This window comes from Methylopila sp. 73B (assembly GCF_000526315.1).
Classification (GTDB): domain Bacteria; phylum Pseudomonadota; class Alphaproteobacteria; order Rhizobiales; family Methylopilaceae; genus Methylopila.
Genome location: NZ_JAFV01000001.1, coordinates 1,800,768 through 1,820,876, shown reverse-complemented (window position 1 = coordinate 1,820,876; position 20,109 = coordinate 1,800,768). Strand labels below are relative to the sequence as shown.

Sequence of the window (20,109 nt, the reverse complement as noted above, 5' to 3'; positions counted from 1 at the left end):
TGGCTATGTCTCCCTTGGACGCCCTGCTGCTAAGGTCGCGCAAAAGGGAGGACAGGCGATGACCGCACGCAAGACGGCCGCGCCCGCCACGTCGCATGACGACCGCGCGTTGATGGCGAGGCTGGCGCCCGCGACGGGGCCGGCGGATCGGAAGGCCGCCCGCGCCGCCGTGGCCGCGATCCTCCGCGAGGCGCCCGAGCTGGAGGACGCCGCCGCCACGCCGGAGGCCCGAGCACTGCTCGAGGCAGTGGCCGACGGCTCGCCGTTCCTCTGGGGGTTGATCCAGCGCGACCCCGCGCAGGCTGCCGCGCTGTTCACGGCGGAGCCCGAGGCGCGCGTCGCCGCCATCGTCGACGACCTGGGCCAGGCCTCGGCGGGCGACGACCGCGTCGCGCTCGCGCGTGCGCTCCGCCGTGGCCGCGCGGAGGCCGCGCTGCTCATCGCGCTGGCCGACCTTGGCGGCGTATGGGGGGCCGACGCGGTCACGCGCGCCCTGTCCGATGTCGCGGACGCGGCGATCCGGGCGGCGCTGCGTTTCGCGCTGCGGGAGGCGGCGGCCTCGGGCAAGCTGAGCCTTCCGGACATCGCGAACCCTGAGACCGGCTCCGGGCTGTTCGTGCTCGGGATGGGCAAGCTCGGCGCCCGCGAGCTGAACTACTCCTCCGACGTCGACCTCGTCGTGTTCTTCGACCCGCTGGTCGCGCCGGTCGCCGAGGGCGAGGAAGCCGTCACGCTGTTCGTGCGGGTCATCCAGAGCATGGCCAAGCTGCTGCAGGAGCGCACGGCGGACGGCTACGTCGCGCGCGTCGACCTGCGCCTACGGCCGGACCCCGGCGCGACGCCGGTCGCGCTCTCCCGCGACGCGGCCATGTCCTACTACGAGACGGTCGGCCAGAATTGGGAGCGGGCCGCCATGATCAAGGCGCGCGTGGTCGCGGGCGACCACGTGGCCGGCGAGTCGTTCCTGAAGGAGCTGCGGCCCTTCATCTGGCGCCGCTCGCTCGATCACGCCGCGATCTCCGACATCCACGCCATGAAGCGCCAGATCCACGCCCACAAGGGCCACGGCGCGATCGCGGTGGAGGGGCACAACCTCAAGCTCGGCCGCGGCGGAATCCGGGAGATCGAGTTCTTCGTGCAGACCCAGCAGCTCGTCGCGGGCGGACGCGACCCCGAGCTGCAAACGCGCGGGACGATCGAGGGCCTCGCGAAGCTTAACGACGCCGGGTGGATCACCGATGCGGCGCGGGACGAGATGGGCGAGGCCTACGGCTTCCTGCGGACGATCGAGCACCGGCTGCAGATGGTCGACGACGCGCAGACCCACTCCCTGCCGGAGGACCCGGAGCTGCTTGCGGCCTTCGCCCGCTTCGCGGGCTTCGCTTCCCGCGACGCCTTCGCGAAGGCGCTGACGAAGCGGCTTAAGACGGTTCAGAAGCACTACGCCAAGCTGTTCGAGGACGCCCCGCCGCTAGCCGCCGACGTCGGCAACCTGGTGTTCACCGGCGAGGCGGATGACCCCGGTACGCTCGCGACGCTGAAAGGTCTGGGCTATGCGGAGCCGTCGTCGGTCTCCGCGATCGTGCGGGGCTGGCACCACGGCCGCTACGAGGCCATGCGCTCCGCCCGCGCCCGGGAGCTCCTGACCGAGCTCGTGCCCGCCATGCTGGTCGCCTTTTCGCGGTCCGGCCGCCCCGACGCCGCGCTGTTCGCCTTCGACAAGGCGCTGGAGCGCACGCGCTCGGGCGTCGCGCTGCTCGCGCTCATCCGCGCCAATCCGAACATCCTCGAGCTGCTCGCCGATGTGCTCGGCGCCGCGCCGAAGCTCGGCGAGACGCTCGCGCGCCGGCCGCGGGTGCTCGACGCGCTGACCGATCCGGCGTTTTTCGGCCATCTGCCGGACCGGGCGGAGCTCGACGCCCGGATCGCGGACGCGCTGTCCGAGGCGCGCTCCTACGAGGACCTGCTCGACCGCGCGCGGATCGCGGGGCAGGAGCTCAAGACGCTGGTGGCCCTGCGGCTGGCGGCGGGCGTCGTGCCGGTGGAGCAGGCCCCGGCCGCCTTCTCGCGCATCGCGGACGCGCTGACGACGGCGCTGTTCGCGGCGGTGGAGACGGAGCTTCGGAAGGCGCACGGCCGCGTCCCCGGCGGCGCGGCCGCGGTGGTCGCGCTCGGCAAGCTCGGCGGCGAGGAGATGACGGCGGCCTCCGATCTCGACCTGATCCTGCTCTACGACCACCCCGACGAGGCGACGGAGAGCGACGGGCCGCGGCCGCTCGCCGCGAGCCAGTACTTCGCGCGGCTGACCCAGCGGCTCGTCTCGGCGCTGTCGGCGCCCACGAGCGAGGGCGTGCTCTACGAGGTCGACGTGCGGCTGCGCCCTTCCGGCCGCGCCGGGCCGTTGGCGACGCGGCTGAAGGCGTTCGAGACCTATCAGGCCGAAGACGCCGAGACCTGGGAGCACATGGCTCTGTCGCGGGCGCGCGTGGTCGCGGGGCCCAAGGCGTTCCGCCGCAAGGTGGAGGCCGCAATCGCGGCGGCGCTCTGCGCGCCCCATGACCGGACGAAGGCGCTCGCGGACGTCCGCGAGATGCGATCGCTTCTCGACAAGGAGAAGGGCGGCGGCGGCCCCTGGAACCTGAAGCACGCGCCGGGCGGGCTCGTCGACGTCGAGTTCGCGGCGCAGGCGCTGCAACTCGTTCACGCGCAGGAGCGCCCCGAGATCCTGCGGGCCTCGACCTTGGGGGCGCTTGCGGAGGCGCGTCGGCTCGGCGTTCTCGACGACGAGGACTACGAGGCGCTGGCCGCGGGCGGCCGCCTGCAGCAGGACCTGACGCAGATCGTCAAGCTCGCGATCGACGGCGCCTTCGACCCCGCGAACGCCCCGGCCGGCCTCAAGCTGCGGCTCGCCCGCGCGGCCAACGCGCCGGACTTCCGGACCTTGCAGGCGACGTTGAAGGAGGCGCAGGCGGCGGTGCGGGCCGCGACGAAACGGGTTCTAGCGGGGAGCTGAACGCCCTCAGGCGATCTTCTCTTCGGGCTCGATCGCCCGGTCGGCGCGGACCGGCAGTCGGACGAGGACGACGGTGCCGACCTGAAGGGTCGAGCGGATGCGCATGGTGCCGCCGTGGAGTTCGGTGAGCGAGCGGGAGATGGCGAGGCCGAGGCCGGAGCCCTTGTGGCTCTTGGAGAACTGGCTCTCGACCTGCTCGAACGGCCGCCCGAGCTTCGGCAGCGCGTCCTTCGGGATGCCGATGCCGGTGTCTTCGATGTAGAGGTTGAGCGCGCCGCCCACCGCGCGGGTGCGCACCGTCACCCGGCCGCCGGCGGGCGTGAACTTCACCGCGTTCGACAGCAGGTTCAGCAGGATCTGCTTCAGCGCCCGGCGGTCGACCTCGACCGTCACGCCGGTCGCGGCCTCGGCCCGGAGCGCGATCGACTTCTCCTCGGCGCGGGGCGTGATGACGCGCATGGCCTCCAGCACGACCTTGTCGATGTCGATGGTCTCGTGCGTCAGGCGGAAACGGCCGGCCTCGATCTTCGACATGTCGAGCACGTCGTTGATGACGTCCAGCAGGTGCTGGCCGCTCTCGCGGATGTCGCGGCAGTACTCATGGTACTTGTCGGAGCCCAGCGGCCCGAACATGCCGCTCTCCATGATCTCGGAGAAGCCGATGATGGCGTTCAGCGGCGTCCGGAGCTCGTGCGAGATGTTGGCCAGGAAGTCGGATTTGGCTTTCGAGGCGCTTTCGGCCTGGCTCTTCTGCTCGGCGTATTTCTCGGCGAGGTCGGCGAGCTGCTGGGCCTGGACCTCAAGCGTCTGGCGCGACTTGCGCATGTCGGCGACGTTCGCCATCAGCGCCCGCTCGCTCTCCATCAGCCGCTCTTCCTGGCGCTTCAGCGAGGTGATGTCGGTGCCGACCGAGACGAAGCCGCCGTCCTTGGTGCGACGCTCGTTGATGTGCAGCCAGCGGCCGTCCTCGATCTGCGCGTCGTAGGTGCGCGCGCCTTCCTCGATGCGGCCGTCCGGCTTCACGTGGTTGAGGATCACCGGCTGCCGTCCCGCGGCGATGATCGCCTCGCGGTGGGCGCCCGGCAGGATGGCCTCCTCGCGCAGCTCATAGAGCTGCTGGAACTTCGAGTTGCACATCACGAGGCGGTTTTCGCTGTCCCACAGCACGAAGGCTTCGGAGATTGTCTCGATTGCGTCGCGCAGGCGCATGTCGGCGGTGGCCGTGCGCTCCTGCAGCGCGCGCTGTTCGGTGACGTCGACGCAGATGCCGATCAGCCGCGGGCCGTCGTCGCCGCGGTTGCGCACCAGCTCGGCGCGGGCGCGGAGCCAGATCCACTGGCCGCGGGCGTCGCGCACCCGGAACATGCGGTCGATGTTGGTCGTGACGCCGCGGGCGACCTCGTCGGCGAGGGCGTAGAAGTCGCCGTCGTCGGGATGGATCAGGGCGTTGAACTCGCCGAACGACACCAGCTCGTCGCGGGGGGGATAACCAAGCAGCTCGAACAGCGAGCGCGACCAGAAGATGCGGCCGCGGGCGATGTCCCAGTCGAACAGGCCGCAGCGGCCGCGCGACAGCGCCGTGTCGATCCGCTGGCGGACGTGATCGTAGATCTGGTCGGCTTGCCGAGCGCGGGCGGACTGCCAGTGGAAGGCGACGCCGAGCAGCGCCAGCACGAAGCTGGTGGAGGCGTAGAGGGTGACCGAGCTCGCGGTCGCGGAGCGCCAGGGCTCCAGCGCCGCCTCGACGTTCTGGACCATGGCGACCTGGCCGAGCCGTCCCTGGCCGAGATTGCGCACCGTCGCGAGGGCCGGCGCGCCATCGGGCAGCGTCAGCGTCATCACGCCGGCGCGCTCGCCGAAGGTGGTCAGCGGTTGCGCCGCGCCGAGCAGGGTGACGAGGTCGGCCGGCAGCGATCCCTCGGGCGCGCCATAGGCGGCGACGATGCGGCCGCTTTCATCGGAGATGTAGTAGCGCCGACCCCGCTCGCCGGCGTTGCCGGGAAGCACGGCGCCGAGACGTCGCCCGACGTCGCCGCCGCGCTCCATGACCGGCGGCGCCTCATAGGCCGCGACGGCCGCCAGCATCGACATCTCGTCCGCCGCGGCGCGCAGGGCGCGGGCGCGGGCGTCGATGGTCTGCATCACCGCGCCCACGCCGACGATCAGCAGGAAGGCGATGATCAGCCCAGGAACGAGCTTGCGAAGGAGGGGTTCGGCGGAGAGCAGGCGACGGTAGGCGGGGCGACCAAGAGACCGCGCCACGCCTTTTACGCTGAAGCTGCGCGCAGGCATGCCTGCCACGTTGGCGCGCGCCATCGCGTGTGTCCTTCCGATCGACGAGTGATGACGTCGACCGGAGATAATCCCGACAGCCCGATTCGACTTGGCTATTAGAATCAATACCTGCCGGGGCTGTCTAGTGCGAATTAACCCACGGTTAATTACTTTTGAGAGGGCAGACGAAAAATGTGAGTCGGATGAATCACTTGACCGAATGGGCGATTCATCCGAGCGCGCGGCGGACGATGTCGCCGACGTCCGGCGACAGGTCGGGCGCGGCGGCGACGTCGCGAAGCGCGGCCTCGGCCTTGCCGCGCCGGACCGGCTCCAGCGCCCGCCAGGTCTTGAACGCGCCGAGGAGGCGCGCCGCGACCTGCGGCTTCGTCCCGTTCAGCTCCCGCGCCACCTCCGCCACGAAGGCGTATCCCAGCCCGTCCACGCGGTTGAACTGCGTCGGGTTGCCGGAGCCGAAGGCTCCGACGAGCGAGCGCACGCGGTTGGGGTTCCGGATGTCGAAGGCGGGCGTCGTCATCAGCGCGCGCACCCGGTCCAGCGTGTCCGGCAGCGGCGCTGAGGCCTGGATCAGGAACCATTTGTCGATCAGCAGGGGATCGCTCTTGTAGCGGTCGTGGAAGTCGGCGAGCGCGGCGTCGCGCGCGTCCGAGGCCGAGAGCGACAGCACCTGCAGCGCCATGATGCGATCGGTCATGTTGGTCGCGCCGTCGTAGAGCGCCTTGGCGCGGGCGACGCCCTCGGGCGCGCCGCCGGCGGCGAGATAGTCGAGCGCCGAGATCTTCAGCGCGCGTCGGCTGGCGGAGGCCGCGTCCGGCGAATAGGGGCCTTCGTCGACCAGCCGCTCGAAGGCGGCCGCGAGCGGGCCCGCGAGCCGGCGGGCGAGGTCGAGCTTCAGCGCCGCGCGGGCGGCGTGGATCGCATCGGGGTCGACGTCCTCGCCGATCTCGCGGGCGACGTCGCCCTCGCTCGGGAGCGCCGCCACCTGAGCCGCGAAGGCGTGGTCGGTCTCGGCCGGATCAAAGGCGCGGGCGACCGCTTCCGCCAGCCGCGGCTCCTCCGGCGCGGGCGCGCCGGCGCGCAGCGCGCCGACACGGGCGACGAGGTTGCGCAGCGCGACCGTCTGGCCGGACTGCCACCGATTGAAGGGGTCGGAATCGGCCTTCGCGAGGAACAGCAGCTCGTCGTCCGAGAGATCGGTCGAGAGCTTCACCGGCGCCGAGAAGTTGCGGAACAGCGAAGCCGCGGGGCGCGCGGGAACCTGCTCGAACACGAGCGTCGTTTCGGCCTCGGTGAGAGCGAACACAGGGCCAGCGGGGGCCCCGCCGATCACCAGCGGCAGGTCGGCGCCGTCCGGAGCCACGAGGCCCGTGACCATCGGAATGACGGCGGGCTGCTTGTTCGGCTGACCCGGGGTGGCCGGTACGCGCTGCGCGGCCGTCACCGTGAAGGTCTTGGCCTCCGCGTCGTAGGCCGTGCGGACCGTCACCTCGGGCGTTCCGGCCTGATGGTACCAGAGCATGAACTGGCCGAGGTCGCGCCCGAAGACCTCCGCGAAGCAGGCGATGAACTGCTCGATGGTGCAGGCCTGGCCGTCGTGGCGGTCGAAGTAGAGGTTCATGCCGGCCTTGAACGCTTCCGGCCCGATCAGGACCTTCAGCATGCGGATGACCTCGGCGCCCTTCTCGTAGACCGTCGGCGTGTAGAAGTTGTTGATCTCGGCGTAGGCCTGGGGCCGCACGGGGTGGGCGAGGGGGCCGGAGTCCTCGGCGAACTGCGCCGCGCGCAGGTTGCGGACGTCCTGGATGCGCTTCACCGGCCGCGACCGCGTGTCGGAGGTGAACTCCTGGTCGCGGAACACGGTGAGGCCTTCCTTCAGGCACAGCTGGAACCAGTCGCGGCAGGTGATGCGGTTGCCCGTCCAGTTGTGGAAGTATTCGTGGGCGATGATCGCTTCGATGTTGGCGTAGTCGCCGTCGGTCGCGGTCTCCGGACTCGCCAGCACGTACTTGTCATTGAAGACGTTGAGGCCCTTGTTCTCCATCGCGCCCATGTTGAAGTGCGAGACGGCGACGACCATGAAGACGTCGAGATCGTACTCCCGGCCGAATACCTCCTCGTCCCAGCGCATGGAGCGCCTGATGGCGTCGAGGGCGTAGGGCGCGCGATCCTCCTTGCCGTGCTCGACGAACACCTCCACCGCGACCGTGCGGCCGGACTGGGTGACGAAGGTGTCGGAGACCTTGGCGAGGTCGCCCGCAACCAGCGCGAACAGGTAGGACGGCTTCGGATGCGGATCATGCCAGACCGCGAACCGGCGGCCGGCGGGCGCGTCGCCGGTTTCGACCAAATTGCCGTTCGACAGCAGCAGCGGCGTCTCGTCGGCGGGCCCCTCGATGCGGGTGGTGTAGACCGCGAGCACGTCCGGCCGGTCGAGGAAGTAGGTGATGCGGCGGAAGCCCTCGGCCTCGCACTGCGTCGTGTAGGAGGCATTGGAGCGGTAGAGGCCCATCAGGCGCGTGTTCGCCGTGGGGTCGATCTCGGTGACGATCGTGAGCTCGAACGGTCCGCGCGGCGGGTTGGCGATGCTGAGCCGCTCCGGCGAAACGTCGATCGCGTCGGCCTCGAGTTCGGCGCCGTCGATCGCGACCGAGACCAGCTTGAGCTCGTCGCCGTCGAGCGAGAGCGTCGCGTTTTCGCGCCCCTCGGGGTTCGGCCGAACCCTGAGCCGCGCCGTCACCCGCGTCGCGTGCGGGTCGAGGTTCACGTCGAGATCGACCGTATCGATCAGGAAGTCCGACGGGCGATAGTCGGCGAGACGTACGAGTTGAGGATCCTCGGCGCGCATGGAAGCTCCGTCGGACAAGAGGGAATCAGGGCGTTCGGTTTAGGCCTGCGGCGCGGGCGGGCGCAAGGCGGACGCCGCCGCGCCGACGCTCAACTCCTCTCGGACCAGCGCGGCGGGCGCTTCTCCATGAAGGCGCGGACGCCTTCGGCGTGGTCGGCGGAGGCCGCGGCCTCCGTCTGCAACTCCCGCTCCAGCGCGAGCTGGGCGTCGAGGTCGTTGCCGGCGGACGCGTTCAGCAAGCGCTTGGTCAAAGCGGTCGCGCTCGCCGATTGGCCGGCCAGCCGTTCGGCGATGGCCACGGCTTCGTCCAGCAGCCGGTCGTCGTCGACCGCCTTCCAGATCAGCCCCCAGGCCTCCGCCGTCTCCGCCTTGATCGGCTCGGCGAGCAACGCGAGCGCCTTGGCGCGGGCCGCGCCCACCAGCCGCGGCAGCGTCCAGGAGCCGGCGACGTCCGGCACCAGGCCGATCTTCACGAAGGCCTCGACGAACTCGGCCGAGCGGCCCGCGACGACGATGTCCGCCAGCAGCGCGAAGTTCGCGCCCGCGCCGGCCGCGACGCCGTTCACAGCGGCCACCACGGGCAACGGCGAGGCGCGCATCTTGGCGACCACCGGCTCGTAGAAGTCGCGGAGGATGCGGCCGACGTCGCGCTCTTCCGGCGGCAGCGTCGCGATCAGCCCGATGTCCTGGCCTGAGCAGAAGCCCCTGCCGGCGCCGGTGATCACGATGGCGCGCACCCCGGCGTCGGTCTCCGCCGCGTCGAAGGCGGAGGCGAGCGCGGCTAGCAGCTCCGGCGTGAAGGCGTTGATGCGCGACGGCCGGTTGAGCGTGAACAGCGCGACGGCGCCGCGGCGCTCGACGAAGAGGCTCGGCTCGGAAGAGGTTTCGCCCATGGTCGCGCGGTCCTGCTGTGTCGATCGACGTCACGCTACGAGACGGCGTTCCGTCTCAGGGCGCAAGCCGAGGCTGGGGCGCAAGCCGGGGCTGGCGATCGAGCAGCGCGTCGATCTCCGCGCGCGTCGGCATCGAGCGCCCGGCGCCCGGTCGCGTGACCGAGAGGCCCGCGGCGGCGCAGCCGAAGTGTGCGGCGTCGAGCGGCGGGCGGCCCTCGGCGAGCGCTGCGGCGAACGCTCCGGCGAAGCAGTCTCCCGCGCCGGTGGTGTCGACGACAGGGCCGGCGTCGAGCGCCGGCGCGATCTCGGAGACGCCCGGCCCATGGACGAGCGCGCCGCGCGCCCCGAGCGTCACCACGGCGCAGCCCACGCCGCGGGCGATCAAGGCTTCGCCGGCCCGCCGCGCGTCGTCGAGGGTGGCGACGGCGACGCCGGTCAGCGCCTGCGCCTCGCTCTCGTTGGGCGTGAGGTAGTCGCAGAGCCCCAGCAGGGCGTCGTCGAGGGGCGCTGCGGGCGCGGGATTGAGCAGGGTCGCGACGCCGGCGCTGCGGGCGATCCGGAGGCCCGCGCGCGCGGCCCCGATTGGCTGTTCCAGCTGGGTCATGAACACGCGCGCGCCGGCGATGACGTCGCGCGCGGTTTCCGCGTCCTCCGCCGAAAGCGCCCCCGCGGCGCCGGGCTCGACGATGATGGCGTTCTCACCCCCCTGCGACTGAACGAAAATAAAGGCCGCGCCGGTCGGGCGGCCGCGGTCCGTGACGACCGAGCCGGCGTCGACCCCGGCCGCTGCCCATTCCGATCGGGCGACCGCAGCGAAGGGGTCGGCGCCGATGCGCGTGATCAGCGCCGCATCCGCGCCGGCCCTGGCCGCTGCGATCGCCTGGTTCGAGCCCTTGCCGCCGGCGCCGAGCGAGAAGCCGTCCGCGAGTAGCGTCTCGCCGAGTTTCGGAAGCCTGTCCGCGCGGAACACCAGATCCGCCGCGAAGATGCCGAGGACGGCGACGCGCGCTCGGCTCACGGGGCCGCGGGCCGTCGAAGGGCGGCGAGGACCGCGCCGATCGCGACGCCGAGCCAGCCGAGGATTATCAGCGTTCCGCCGGTCGGCGCGGCCATGGGCGAAGGGCTGGCGCCGTTCAGCGCGCGCAGCGTGAGGTCGCCGCAGAACAGCAGCGTGCCGAGCGCGATCGCCCAGGCGGGAACGGTGAGCCGGGCGCCGGCCGCGAAGACCTGGGCCGCCGCCGCCAGCGCGACGAGCGCGGCGGCGTTCAGCATCAGGAAGTTCGACGCGGTCCCGAGCAGGGGACTGTCGACGCGGTGCGCCGCGACCGCCGCGAGCGCGACGCCTGCGGCGCCGTAGAGCCCGGCGAAGATGACGAGGAGGAGCGCGGAACGGGAGGGGGCAAGCGACATGGCGCGCATTGTCCCCGCTTCGCCGCGCTTGGCAATGGCGGTTGCGCGCCCAGGCGGTCGACGCTTCCTCCAAACGAAAAAGGCCCGCCTCGGAAGGCGGGCCTCGGCAGGGTCAGCCGGCCGACGTCACTTCTCGACGTAGGAGCCGTCCTTGAACTCGTAGAACACGTAGCCCGCGACCGTCGGATCGCCCTTTTCGTCGAACTTCACGTCGCCGACGATGGTCTTGAAGTCGGCCTTGTTCATCTCCGCCAGCACCTTCTCGGTCTCGGAGGACTTCGCGGCCTTCAGCGCGTCCGCGTAGATCTGCACGGCGGCGTAGCTGTAGAGCGTGTAGCCCTGCGGGTCGAAGTTCTTGGCCTTGAACTTGGCGACGACTTCCGCCGCGGAGGGCAGCTTGCGCTGGTCCGGCGGGAAGGTGAACAGGGTGCCTTCGCCGGCCTTGCCGGTGATGGCCCAGAAGTCGCTGGTGGCGAGCGCGTCGCCGCCGATCAGCGGCGCGTTCACGCCCTGCTCGCGCAGCTGACGGACGAGGAGGCCGCCTTCGGTGTGGTAGCCGCCGAGATAGATGACCTCGACGCCGGCCTGCTTCAGCTTGGAGACCAGCGCGGAGTAGTCCTTTTCGCCCGCGGTGATCGCCTCGTAGAGGGTCTCCTTGCCGCCGGCCGCCTGCAGCGCCTTCAGCGTCTCGTCGGCGATGCCCTTGCCGTAGGCCGACTTGTCGTGAAGAATCGCGACCTTCTTGCCCTTGAAGTTCTCGGCGATGTACTTGCCGGCGACGGCGCCCTGCTGGTCATCGCGGCCGCAGATGCGGTAGATTGACGGTCCCGCGCGCTTGTCGGTGAACACCGGGTTGGTCGAAGCCGGCGAAATCTCGATGATGTCTTCCTCGGCGTAGACCGCGGAGGCCGGGATCGACGAGCCCGAGCAGTAGTGCCCGACCACGAACTTGACCTTCTCGCCGGCCATCTGGTTGGCGACGTTGACCGCCTGCTTCGGGTCGCAGGCGTCGTCGCCCACCTTCAGCACCAGCTTCTCGCCGTTGACGCCGCCCGCGGCGTTGATGTCCGCCACGGCCTGCTCGACGCCGTTGCGCATCTGGCCGCCGTAGACGGCGTTGGAGCCCGTCATCGGACCCACCACCGCGATCGTGACGTCCGCGTAGGCCGGCGTCGCGAGCGCCAGCGCAAGACCGGTCATCAGACCGGCTGTAAGACGCGTCTTCATGAGAATTCTCCCCTGATGCGAAAGGCTGTTCCGGACGTCCGCGGATCTCGCCGCCCGCGCGCCGTCCATTGATTGCGCGTCGCCGGCGGCCTGTCACGCGACGATCGCGCGAGGGCTGGCCGGAACCTCGTCATCGGCCGGCCTTGGCGCGCCAGGCGAAGGGGCCGGCGCTCTCGTAGAGCCAGTCGTACTGCCGCGTCATCTGCCTCACGAGCCGGACGCGATGCCCGGCGAGCGCCAGCACCACCAGCACCACAAGGTCGACGGCGTAATAGTGAAGCGTCAGCAAGCTGCCGCTGAACAGCGCGTAGTGGATGAAGCGCACCGCCGCCGCGAGCGGGATCATCCAGGCCGCCGCCTTCCAGGCCGGCTCCCACGAGCCGGCGACGGCGCGGCCCGCGAGCCACGCCGCGCCGCCGCCGAGAAACACGGTCACGAACAGGAACTCGGCGAGCGAGATCTCCCAGATCAGCCCCATGGCGAGCGCCCTTCCTTCTCCCTCCCCCTTGCGGGGAGGGTCGGGGTGGGGGTGGAGCCGGAGAAGGCGGCGAGGTCGGGCGTCGAGATGCGGCGCAGTCCGCGGCTCATCCTGAACGACCCCCACCCCCGGCCCCTCCCCGCAGGGGGGAGGGGGGCCTGCGCCATGTCCGTCGAAGCCATCAGCGCCCGCCCTCCAGATAGGCCGCGCGGACCTCTTCGCGCTCCAGAAGCTCGCGGCCGGCGCCCGACAGGGTGATGCGTCCGTTGACCATCACGTAGCCGCGGTGGGCGAGCTTGAGCGCGTGGTAGGCGTTCTGCTCCACGAGGAAGACCGTCAGCCCCTCGGTGCGGTTGAGCTCGGCGATCACCGCGAAGATCTGCTTCGCGATCAACGGGGCGAGGCCGAGCGAGGGTTCGTCCAGCATCAGCAGCCGCGGCCGGCTCATCAGCGCGCGGGCGATGGCGAGCATCTGCTGCTCGCCGCCCGAGAGCGTGCCGCCGCGCTGGTTCGCGCGCTCCTTCAGCCGCGGGAAGATGTCGAACATGCGCTGCAGGTCGGCCTCGTAATGGGCGTAGCCGGTGACGGCGGCGCCCATCTTGAGGTTCTCGACCACGCTCATGCGGGGGAAGATGCGCCGGCCCTCGGGCGACTGGGCGATCTTGAGCTGCGCGATCTTATGCGTCGGGGTCCGGGTGATGTCCTGCCCGTCGTAGACGATCGATCCGTCGCGGGCCTGCGGAGCGCCGAAGATCGTCATCATCAGCGTCGACTTGCCGGCGCCGTTCGCGCCGATCAGCGTGACGATCTCGCCTTCGCCGACGTCGACATCGACGCCCTTCAGGGCGGCGATCGCGCCGTAGTAGGCGGTCACGCCGCGGATCGAGAGCAGGGGCTCCGTCACGACGTGGCCTCCACCGCGATCTCGCTCTCCACCTTTTCGACCTCCTCGTCCTCGACGCCGAGATAGGCGGCGATGACCTTCGGGTCGTTGCGGACGTGGAGCGGCGCGCCGTCGGAGATCTTCTTGCCGTAGTCGAGCACGACCACGTGGTCGGAGATCTCCATCACCACGCTCATGTCGTGCTCGATCAGCAGCACGGCGGTGTCGTCCTGATCGCGGATCGAGCGCAGCAGGGCGTTGAGCTCGAGCGACTCCCGCGGGTTGAGGCCGGCGGCGGGTTCGTCCAGGCAGAGCAGCACCGGCTCGGTGCACATCGCGCGCGCGATCTCCAGCCGGCGCTGGTCGCCGTAGGGCAGGTCGGCGGCCGGATCGTCGGCGCGGTCGATCAGGCCGATGCGCTCGAGCCAGACCTTGGCCTTCTCGATCGCGGCGCGCTCCGCCTTGTTGAAGCCGCCGATCCCGAGCACGCCGAGCACGGTGAGGCCAGAGGCCTTCATCAGCGGCGCGTGCTGGGCGACCAGCAGGTTTTCGAGCGCGGTCATGCCGCCGAACAGGCGGATGTTCTGGAAGGTGCGCGCGACGTTGGCCTTGCGCGAGATCTGGTGGTCGCGCAGCCGCTCCAGCAGCAGCGGGCCCTCCTTGGACGCGAGCGTCAGGCGGCCGACGGTCGGCTTGTAGAAGCCGGTGATGCAGTTGAAGACCGTGGTCTTGCCCGCCCCGTTTGGGCCGATGAGCGCGGTGATCTCGCCGCGGCGCACGTCGAACGAGACGTCGTTGACGGCGATCAGGCCGCCGAAGCGCATGGTCAGTCGCTCGACCCGCAGCAGCAGCTCCGGCGGCAGGGCGGGCGTGTCGTCGATCATCCATGGCCCTCCTGCACGAGGGAGCCGGAGATCGCCTTCTTTTCCTTCAGGAACACCGAGGGCGAGCGCGTCGAGACGAGGCCGCGCGGGCGCCAAATCATGATGAGCACCATGACCAGCCCGAAGGTGATCATGCGGTAGTCGCTGAACTCGCGGAACAGCTCAAAGCCGCCGATCATCACCACCGCCGCCACCGCCACGCCGAACTGCGAGCCCATGCCGCCGAGCACGACGATCGCGAGGATCAACGCGCTCTCCATGAACACGAAGCTCTCCGGGCTGATGAAGCCCTGGCGGGTCGCGAAGAACGAGCCGGCGAAGCCCGCGAACATGGCGCCCAGCGCGAAGGCCGTGAGCTTGGTGTTGACGGTGTTGATGCCGAGCGAGCGGCAGGCGATCTCGTCCTCCCGCAGCGCCTCCCAGGCGCGGCCGATGGGAAGGCGGCGGAGGCGGATCGTCACGAAGTTCGTGAGCAGCGCGAGCGCCAGGATCAGATAGTACAGGAACACGATCCGGTGCAGCGGCGAGTAGTCGAGCCCGAAGGTCGCCGCGAAGCCGTCGTCGCCGCGATCGAAATCGAGCCCGAAGAAGCTCGGCCGCGGGATGCCGGAGATGCCGTTGGGGCCGCCCGTGAACCAGTACCAGTTCAGCAGCACGATGCGGATGATCTCGCCGAAGGCGAGCGTCACGATCGCGAGGTAGTCGCCGCGCAGCCGCAGCACGGGGAAGCCCAGGATTACGCCCCAGAACGCGGCGAGAATGCCGGCGAGCGGCAGGCAGACCCAGAACGACAGCCCGAAGTACTGCGCCAGCAGGGCGTAGGAGTAGGCTCCGACGGCGTAGAACGCGACGTAGCCGAGGTCGAGGAGGCCCGCGAGGCCCACCACGATGTTCAGGCCCCAGCCCAGCATCACGTAGGTCAGCACGAGGATGCCGAGGTCGATCGCGTAGCGCTCGGTGAAGGGCAGCATCGGCATCACCACCGCGCCGAGGATGGCGAGCGGCGCGAGGTACTTGGCGAATCGCGCGAGCCGGGCCTCCACCTTCGGCGGCACGTAGCCCAGAGACTTCTTCCGGCCGGGCCGCCACAGCGTGAGGTTCAGCAGCAGGCGTCCGGCGAAGACGATCGCGACCGCGATCGCGACCTTGCCCCAGTGCTGCTCGAGCTCGATGCCGCTCTGGGTCTGCACGGTGACGAGGCCCAGCATGGGCGCTGCGAGGCCGAGCGCGACCAGCGCCGCGAAGGCTGCGTCCTTGAACGCGACGGCGAAGACGGAGGGCGCGGCGGCGCCGGCGGGGGCGTCCGCCATCAGACCTTCTCGACCTCGGGCCGTCCGAGCAGACCGGAGGGCAGGAAGATCAGCACGATCGCCAGGATCGAGAACGCCGCGACGTCCTTGTACTCGACGGTGAAGTAGGCCGACCAGAAGGTCTCGATCAGCCCGATCAGCAGGCCGCCGAGCATCGCGCCGGGCAGCGAGCCGATGCCCCCGAGCACGGCAGCCGTGAAGGCTTTCACGCCCGCCACGAAGCCGATGTAGAAGTCGATGACGCCGTAATAGAGCAGGTACATCAGCCCTGCGACCGAGGCGAGCGCCGCGCCCATGACGAAGGTCAGCGAGATTGTGCGGTCCACGTCGACGCCGAGCAGCGCGGCCATCTTGCGGTCCTGCTCGCAGGCGCGCTGGGCGCGGCCGAGCGGCGTCTTGGAGACGATCAGCGAGAAGGCCACCATCAGCGCGATGGTCGTGACGACGATGATGATCTGCACGTTCGACACGTTGACGACGAAGCCTTCCACCGCGCCGAACTGGTAGCCGCCGGTGATCACGGGCGGCAGCGGCTTCACCCGCGCGCCCTGCGCCACCTGCACCATGTTCTGCAGGAAGATCGACATGCCGATGGCCGAGATCAGCGGCGCGAGGCGGAACGAGCCGCGCAGCGGCCGGTAGGCGATGCGCTCCACCGTCCAGCCGTAGAGCGAGGTGAGCGCCATGGCGAGGATCAGCACGATCAGCAGCGCGAGCGGCATGAAGGTGACGCCGAGCGCGAGCAGCGCCAGGAACACGATCAGCGCCATGAACGAGCCGACCATGAACACGTCGCCATGGGCGAAGTTGATCATGCCGATGATGCCGTAGACCATCGTGTAGCCGATGGCGATGAGCCCGTAGATCGAGCCGAGCGTGACGCCGTTGATGAGCTGCTGGAGGAAATATTCCATGCGCTTCGCGTCGTTCCCTTGTGGTCACGGACGGCCGGCGCCCTTCGGATAGGCGAGCGCGCGTCTTAGGCAGTTCTAGCGCGGGTCGTTCGCGCCGACAACGCGTGCGGCGCGTCATGGCCGTCGAAATGTCGGAATGCACGTGGACAACCTTCGGGCCGTTAAGCCGATTCCCCAAGGCGTCGTATGCAGGCGTGGGTCGATCGCGCCCCGTCTTGCGCCGAAACGCTCTGGGCGGGGCCGAAACGGAGCGTTATCGTCGCCGCTCGATCACGTGGGGCGCGTGACCGTGCGATGGGGGTGGCGCGTTGGGCGCCACGACACGATGACGGGCGCCGGGCTGCGCTCGTTCGGCAGGGGGCGACTTACTGAGCATGGCGTATCGCTCGACGTTGATCATCGCCTTCGCCCTCGCGAGCGCCCCGCTCGCGGGGCGGGCGCAGGAGGCGCCGCAGGGGCCTGCGTCCGATTTCGCCGCCGCCTACGCGCGGGCCTTCGCCGGCGTCGACGCCTGCGTCACGCTGCGCGACGTGGCTCCCGGGGCCGAGCCTCGCACCTCCGACGCAAAGGCCTGCGCCGATCGGCTTCCGCCCTGCGCGACCTTCGACGTGCCCGTCACGGTGATCGCGCTCGACCGCGGCCTCGCGCCGGACGCCAACACGCCGATCCGGCGCGAGGACATGCCGCCCGAGCAGGGCGTGACGCTGAAAGATGCGTTCCGGACGCCGACGCCCTGGGTCTACGAGGAGATCGCGCGGCGGATCGGCCCGGACGCCTTCGGCAAGTCGCTTTCCGCTCTGCGTTACGGCGCGCCGGACGTCGCGGCCCCGGTCGAACGGATGGCGCTGGGGGAAAGTCCCGGCGGGCCGCGCATCAGCGCCGTCGAGCAGGTGGACTTCCTCGCCCGCCTCAAGCGGGGCGAACTGCCGACCTCCGCGGAGTCCCAGGCGCGGACGGTCGAGGTGATCCCTTTCGATTCGATCCCGGACGGCCTGGTCGCCTGGAAAACGGGCGCGTGCGGGCCGGCGGACGGCGCGAAGACGGCCTGGGCGGTGGGCTGGGTCGACCGCGGCCGCCGCACGACTGTCTTTGCCGCCGTCGAGCGGGGCGGGGACGACGCCACGGGCGCCGACGCCAAACGCCGGATGCGGGCCTTGCTCGAGGATCTCGCTTTGACGCCTCGGACCCAGTGACGCCGGAGCCTCGCAAGCCGGCGCGGATCGCGCTATCTGAGTGGCTCTGACGCACTGAAAGGCTTCCCCATGACCCCTGGCCCCGATCTGCTGTCGACCGCGGAGGAGTGGGCGCGCGCAGGCCGCGGCGTCGCCCTCGCGACCGTCGTCGAAACCTGGGGCTCCGCGCCGCGCCCCGTCGGGAGCCATCTCGTCATCGACGGCGACGGCCGCTTCGAGGGCTCCGTCTCCGGCGGCTGCGTGGAAGGGGCCGTGGTCGCGGAGGCGGCCGAGGTCATCGCCGACGGCGCTCCGCGGGTGCTGGAGTTCGGGGTCGCGGACGAGACCGCGTGGCGAGTCGGCCTATCCTGCGGCGGCCGCATCCGGGTCTTCGTGGAGCGCGTGGCGTGAGGCGGCGTCGCGGATGAAACTCGACCTTCTCGCCGAGCTCAACGCGGCGCGCGCCTCCCGCCGCGCGGCCGTGGTCGTCACCGAGCTTCCCGGCGGCGCCCAGCGGCTGGTGCGGGACCCCGCGGGCGATCCTCTCGAGGCGGGGATCCGCGCGGCGCTCCGCTCCGGCCGGAGCGGCGTCGTCGAAGCGAACGGCGCGCGCTGGTTTCTCACCGCCCATGTTCCCGCCCCGCGCATGGTCGTCACCGGCGCAGTCCACATCTCGCAGGCGCTGGCGCCGATGGCGGCCGCCATCGGCTTCGCGGTGACGATCGTCGATCCGCGCACCGCCTTCGCGACCCCCGAGCGCTTTCCCGGCGTGGACCTGCGGGCGGAGTGGCCGGACGTCGTGCTGCCCGACCTGGCCCTCGACCCGTTCACCGCCTTCGCCGCGCTCACCCACGATCCCAAGATCGACGATCCGGCGTTGAAAGCCGCGCTCGACGCCGGCTGCTTCTACGTGGGCGCGCTGGGCTCCCGGAAGACCCACGCGGCGCGGCGCGAACGGCTCGCCGCAGCGGGAGCATCCGAGGAAGCGCTGGACCGGGTGCGGGCGCCGATCGGCCTGCCCATCGGCGCGGCCAGCCCTGCGGAGATCGCGGTGTCGATCCTGGCCGAAGTGCTCGCGGCCTTGCGCCGCCCCGGGGAGCGCTTGGCGTGAAGTTCGGCTCCGTCGCCATCGAACAGGCCGTGGGCTCGGTCGCCGCGCACGCCATCCGCACCGACGGCTTCGTGCTGAAGAAGGGCGCCGTGGTGACCCTCGCCGATGTGGCGGAGCTCAGCCGCGCGGGCGTCCGCGAGATCGTGGTGGCGGCGCTCGGGGCCGACGACGTCCCCGAGAACGAGGCGGCCCATCGGATCGCGCGGGCGCTGGTGGGCGAGGGGGTGCGCGTCGACGCGCCGTTCACGGGCCGCGCCAACCTGTTCGCCGAGCGGGCGGGCGTGCTTGTGGTGGACCGCGCCGGCGTCGACGCGCTCAACCGGATCGACGAGGACGTCACCTTCGCGACGCTGGCCGAGCACGCCGCGGTCGCGGCCGAAGCGATGGTCGCGACCGTCAAGATCATCCCGTTCGCGCTCGACGAGGCGGTGGTCGCCCGTGCGGAGGCGGCCGCCCGGGCGCAGGGTCCGCTCGTCCGGCTGGCGCCCTTCGCAATCACCCGCGTGGGCGTGGTCTCCACGCTGCTCCCCGGCCTCGCGCCCAAGGTCGTCGACAAGACGATCGCTACGCTGGAGCGCCGGCTTGCGCCTGCGGGCGCGCGGGTCGTCGCCGAACTTCGCGCGCCCCACGACGAAGCGAGCCTCGCCCGCGCGCTGGTGGAGCTGTCGCGCTTTCAGCCCGAGCTCGTCATCGTGTTCGGAGCCTCCGCCATCACCGACCGCCGCGACGTGGTGCCGGTGGCGATCGAGATGATCGGCGGGTCGGTCGACCGGCTCGGCATGCCGGTCGATCCCGGCAACCTGCTGCTGCTCGGCCGGATCGGCGAGGCGCGGGTGATCGGCGCGCCGGGCTGCGCGCGTTCGCCCAAGGAGAACGGCTTCGACTGGGTGCTGAACCGCCTGCTCGCGGGCCTCGCCGTCAGTGGCGACGACCTGACGGGGATGGGGGTCGGCGGCCTGCTGATGGAGATCGTCTCCCGCCCGCAACCCCGCGCCATCCGCGAGGAGGGCCGGGCGAAGATCGCAGGCCTCGTGCTGGCGGCGGGGCGCTCCAGCCGCATGGGCGGCCCGAACAAGCTGCTCGAGGTGGTCGAAGGCCGGGCGCTCGTGCGCCACGCGGTCGAGGCGGCGGTGGGCGCGCAGCTGTCGGAGGTGGTCGTGGTGGTCGGCCACCAGCGCGCCGAGGTCGAGAGCGCGCTGTCGGGCCTTCCCGTGCGCTTCGTCGAAAACCCGGCCTACGCCGACGGCCTCTCGACGTCGCTGAAGGCCGGACTGAGGGCGCTGGCGCCGGGCGTCGACGGCGCGCTCGTCATGCTGGGCGACATGCCGCGGGTGTCGTCGCCGCTCGTCGCGCAGCTCGCCAAGGCGTTCGATCCCGCAACGGGCGCCCACATCGTGCTGCCCGTTCGCGCGGGCAAGCGCGGCAACCCGGTGCTGTGGGGCCGGCGCTTCTTCGGCGAGCTTCAGGGGGTCGAAGGCGACGTCGGCGGTCGGCATCTGCTCGGAACGAACGTCGAGGCGGTGCGCGAGGTCGAGGTGGCGGACGCCGGCGTTCTGCTCGACGTCGACACGCCCGAGGCGCTGAGCGCGCTGCGGGCGGGCGGCTGACGACGTGCGCGCTTCGAGACGCCGTCCGATGGACGGCTCCTCAGCATGAGGAGGTTTATGGAGCTCC

At 71.0% G+C, this 20,109-nt stretch carries 16 protein-coding genes; 5 read left to right on the top strand and 11 right to left on the bottom strand.

Annotation, left to right across the window (positions count from 1 at the left end; genetic code table 11):
• Positions 1-58 precede the first annotated feature (58 nt).
• On the top strand, positions 59-3,013 hold the full coding sequence (locus K244_RS0108705; protein ID WP_020185869.1) for a bifunctional [glutamine synthetase] adenylyltransferase/[glutamine synthetase]-adenylyl-L-tyrosine phosphorylase: 2,955 nt from the start codon (positions 59-61) through the stop codon (positions 3,011-3,013).
• Positions 3,014-3,019: 6 nt separating this feature from the next.
• Here the strand turns inward: K244_RS0108705 and K244_RS0108700 are convergent, their stop codons facing one another.
• From K244_RS0108700 to K244_RS0108645, 11 genes are all read right to left on the bottom strand, one after another.
• Complete coding sequence (locus K244_RS0108700) at positions 3,020-5,329, bottom strand: ATP-binding protein (protein ID WP_020185868.1); 2,310 nt, start codon at positions 5,327-5,329, stop codon at positions 3,020-3,022.
• A gap of 187 nt (positions 5,330-5,516) precedes the next feature.
• Complete coding sequence (gene pepN / locus K244_RS0108695) at positions 5,517-8,153, bottom strand: aminopeptidase N (protein WP_020185867.1); 2,637 nt, start codon at positions 8,151-8,153, stop codon at positions 5,517-5,519.
• A gap of 89 nt (positions 8,154-8,242) precedes the next feature.
• Positions 8,243-9,046 carry an enoyl-CoA hydratase-related protein gene (locus tag K244_RS0108690; RefSeq protein WP_020185866.1) on the bottom strand — a complete coding sequence of 268 codons (804 nt, stop codon included), beginning with the start codon at positions 9,044-9,046 and terminating at the stop codon, positions 8,243-8,245.
• 55 nt (positions 9,047-9,101) lie between these two features.
• The gene (locus tag K244_RS0108685; RefSeq protein WP_020185865.1) at positions 9,102-10,064 is read right to left on the bottom strand and encodes a ribokinase; all 963 of its coding nucleotides are present in this window, start codon (positions 10,062-10,064) and stop codon (positions 9,102-9,104) included.
• Positions 10,061-10,456, bottom strand: a complete 396-nt coding sequence (locus K244_RS0108680) for a DUF423 domain-containing protein (protein ID WP_036306437.1) — start codon at positions 10,454-10,456, stop codon at positions 10,061-10,063. The genes K244_RS0108685 and K244_RS0108680 overlap by 4 nt, the downstream gene beginning before the upstream one ends.
• A 126-nt stretch (positions 10,457-10,582) precedes the next feature.
• Positions 10,583-11,683: a branched-chain amino acid ABC transporter substrate-binding protein gene (locus K244_RS0108675; protein WP_020185863.1), complete on the bottom strand. Its 1,101-nt coding sequence runs from the start codon at positions 11,681-11,683 to the stop codon at positions 10,583-10,585.
• A gap of 130 nt (positions 11,684-11,813) precedes the next feature.
• Positions 11,814-12,161 (bottom strand): DUF6867 family protein, encoded by a 348-nt coding sequence (locus tag K244_RS0108670; RefSeq protein ID WP_020185862.1) that lies wholly within the window; start codon positions 12,159-12,161, stop codon positions 11,814-11,816.
• A 181-nt stretch (positions 12,162-12,342) separates the two neighbouring features.
• Positions 12,343-13,065, bottom strand: a complete 723-nt coding sequence (locus tag K244_RS0108660) for an ABC transporter ATP-binding protein (protein WP_020185861.1) — start codon at positions 13,063-13,065, stop codon at positions 12,343-12,345.
• The gene (locus K244_RS0108655) at positions 13,062-13,928 is read right to left on the bottom strand and encodes an ABC transporter ATP-binding protein (RefSeq protein WP_020185860.1); all 867 of its coding nucleotides are present in this window, start codon (positions 13,926-13,928) and stop codon (positions 13,062-13,064) included. Before K244_RS0108655 ends, K244_RS0108660 begins: the two co-directional genes overlap by 4 nt.
• Positions 13,925-15,238 carry a high-affinity branched-chain amino acid ABC transporter permease LivM gene (gene livM / locus K244_RS0108650; protein WP_020185859.1) on the bottom strand — a complete coding sequence of 438 codons (1,314 nt, stop codon included), beginning with the start codon at positions 15,236-15,238 and terminating at the stop codon, positions 13,925-13,927. Before livM ends, K244_RS0108655 begins: the two co-directional genes overlap by 4 nt.
• On the bottom strand, positions 15,238-16,152 hold the full coding sequence (locus K244_RS0108645; protein WP_020185858.1) for a branched-chain amino acid ABC transporter permease: 915 nt from the start codon (positions 16,150-16,152) through the stop codon (positions 15,238-15,240). Before K244_RS0108645 ends, livM begins: the two co-directional genes overlap by 1 nt.
• 374 nt (positions 16,153-16,526) lie before the next feature.
• Between K244_RS0108645 and K244_RS0108640 the strand changes: the two genes are divergently transcribed.
• From K244_RS0108640 to K244_RS0108625, 4 genes are all read left to right on the top strand, one after another.
• The gene (locus K244_RS0108640; protein WP_020185857.1) at positions 16,527-17,345 is read left to right on the top strand and encodes a penicillin-binding transpeptidase domain-containing protein; all 819 of its coding nucleotides are present in this window, start codon (positions 16,527-16,529) and stop codon (positions 17,343-17,345) included.
• Between the two features lie 69 nt (positions 17,346-17,414).
• Positions 17,415-17,735 (top strand): XdhC family protein, encoded by a 321-nt coding sequence (locus K244_RS0108635; RefSeq protein WP_020185856.1) that lies wholly within the window; start codon positions 17,415-17,417, stop codon positions 17,733-17,735.
• A 13-nt stretch (positions 17,736-17,748) separates the two neighbouring features.
• Entirely contained in the window at positions 17,749-18,435 is a 687-nt protein-coding gene (locus tag K244_RS0108630; RefSeq protein ID WP_020185855.1) for an XdhC family protein, read from the top strand.
• Complete coding sequence (locus K244_RS0108625; protein ID WP_020185854.1) at positions 18,432-20,042, top strand: molybdopterin-binding/glycosyltransferase family 2 protein; 1,611 nt, start codon at positions 18,432-18,434, stop codon at positions 20,040-20,042. Before K244_RS0108630 ends, K244_RS0108625 begins: the two co-directional genes overlap by 4 nt.
• Positions 20,043-20,109: the final 67 nt, after the last annotated feature.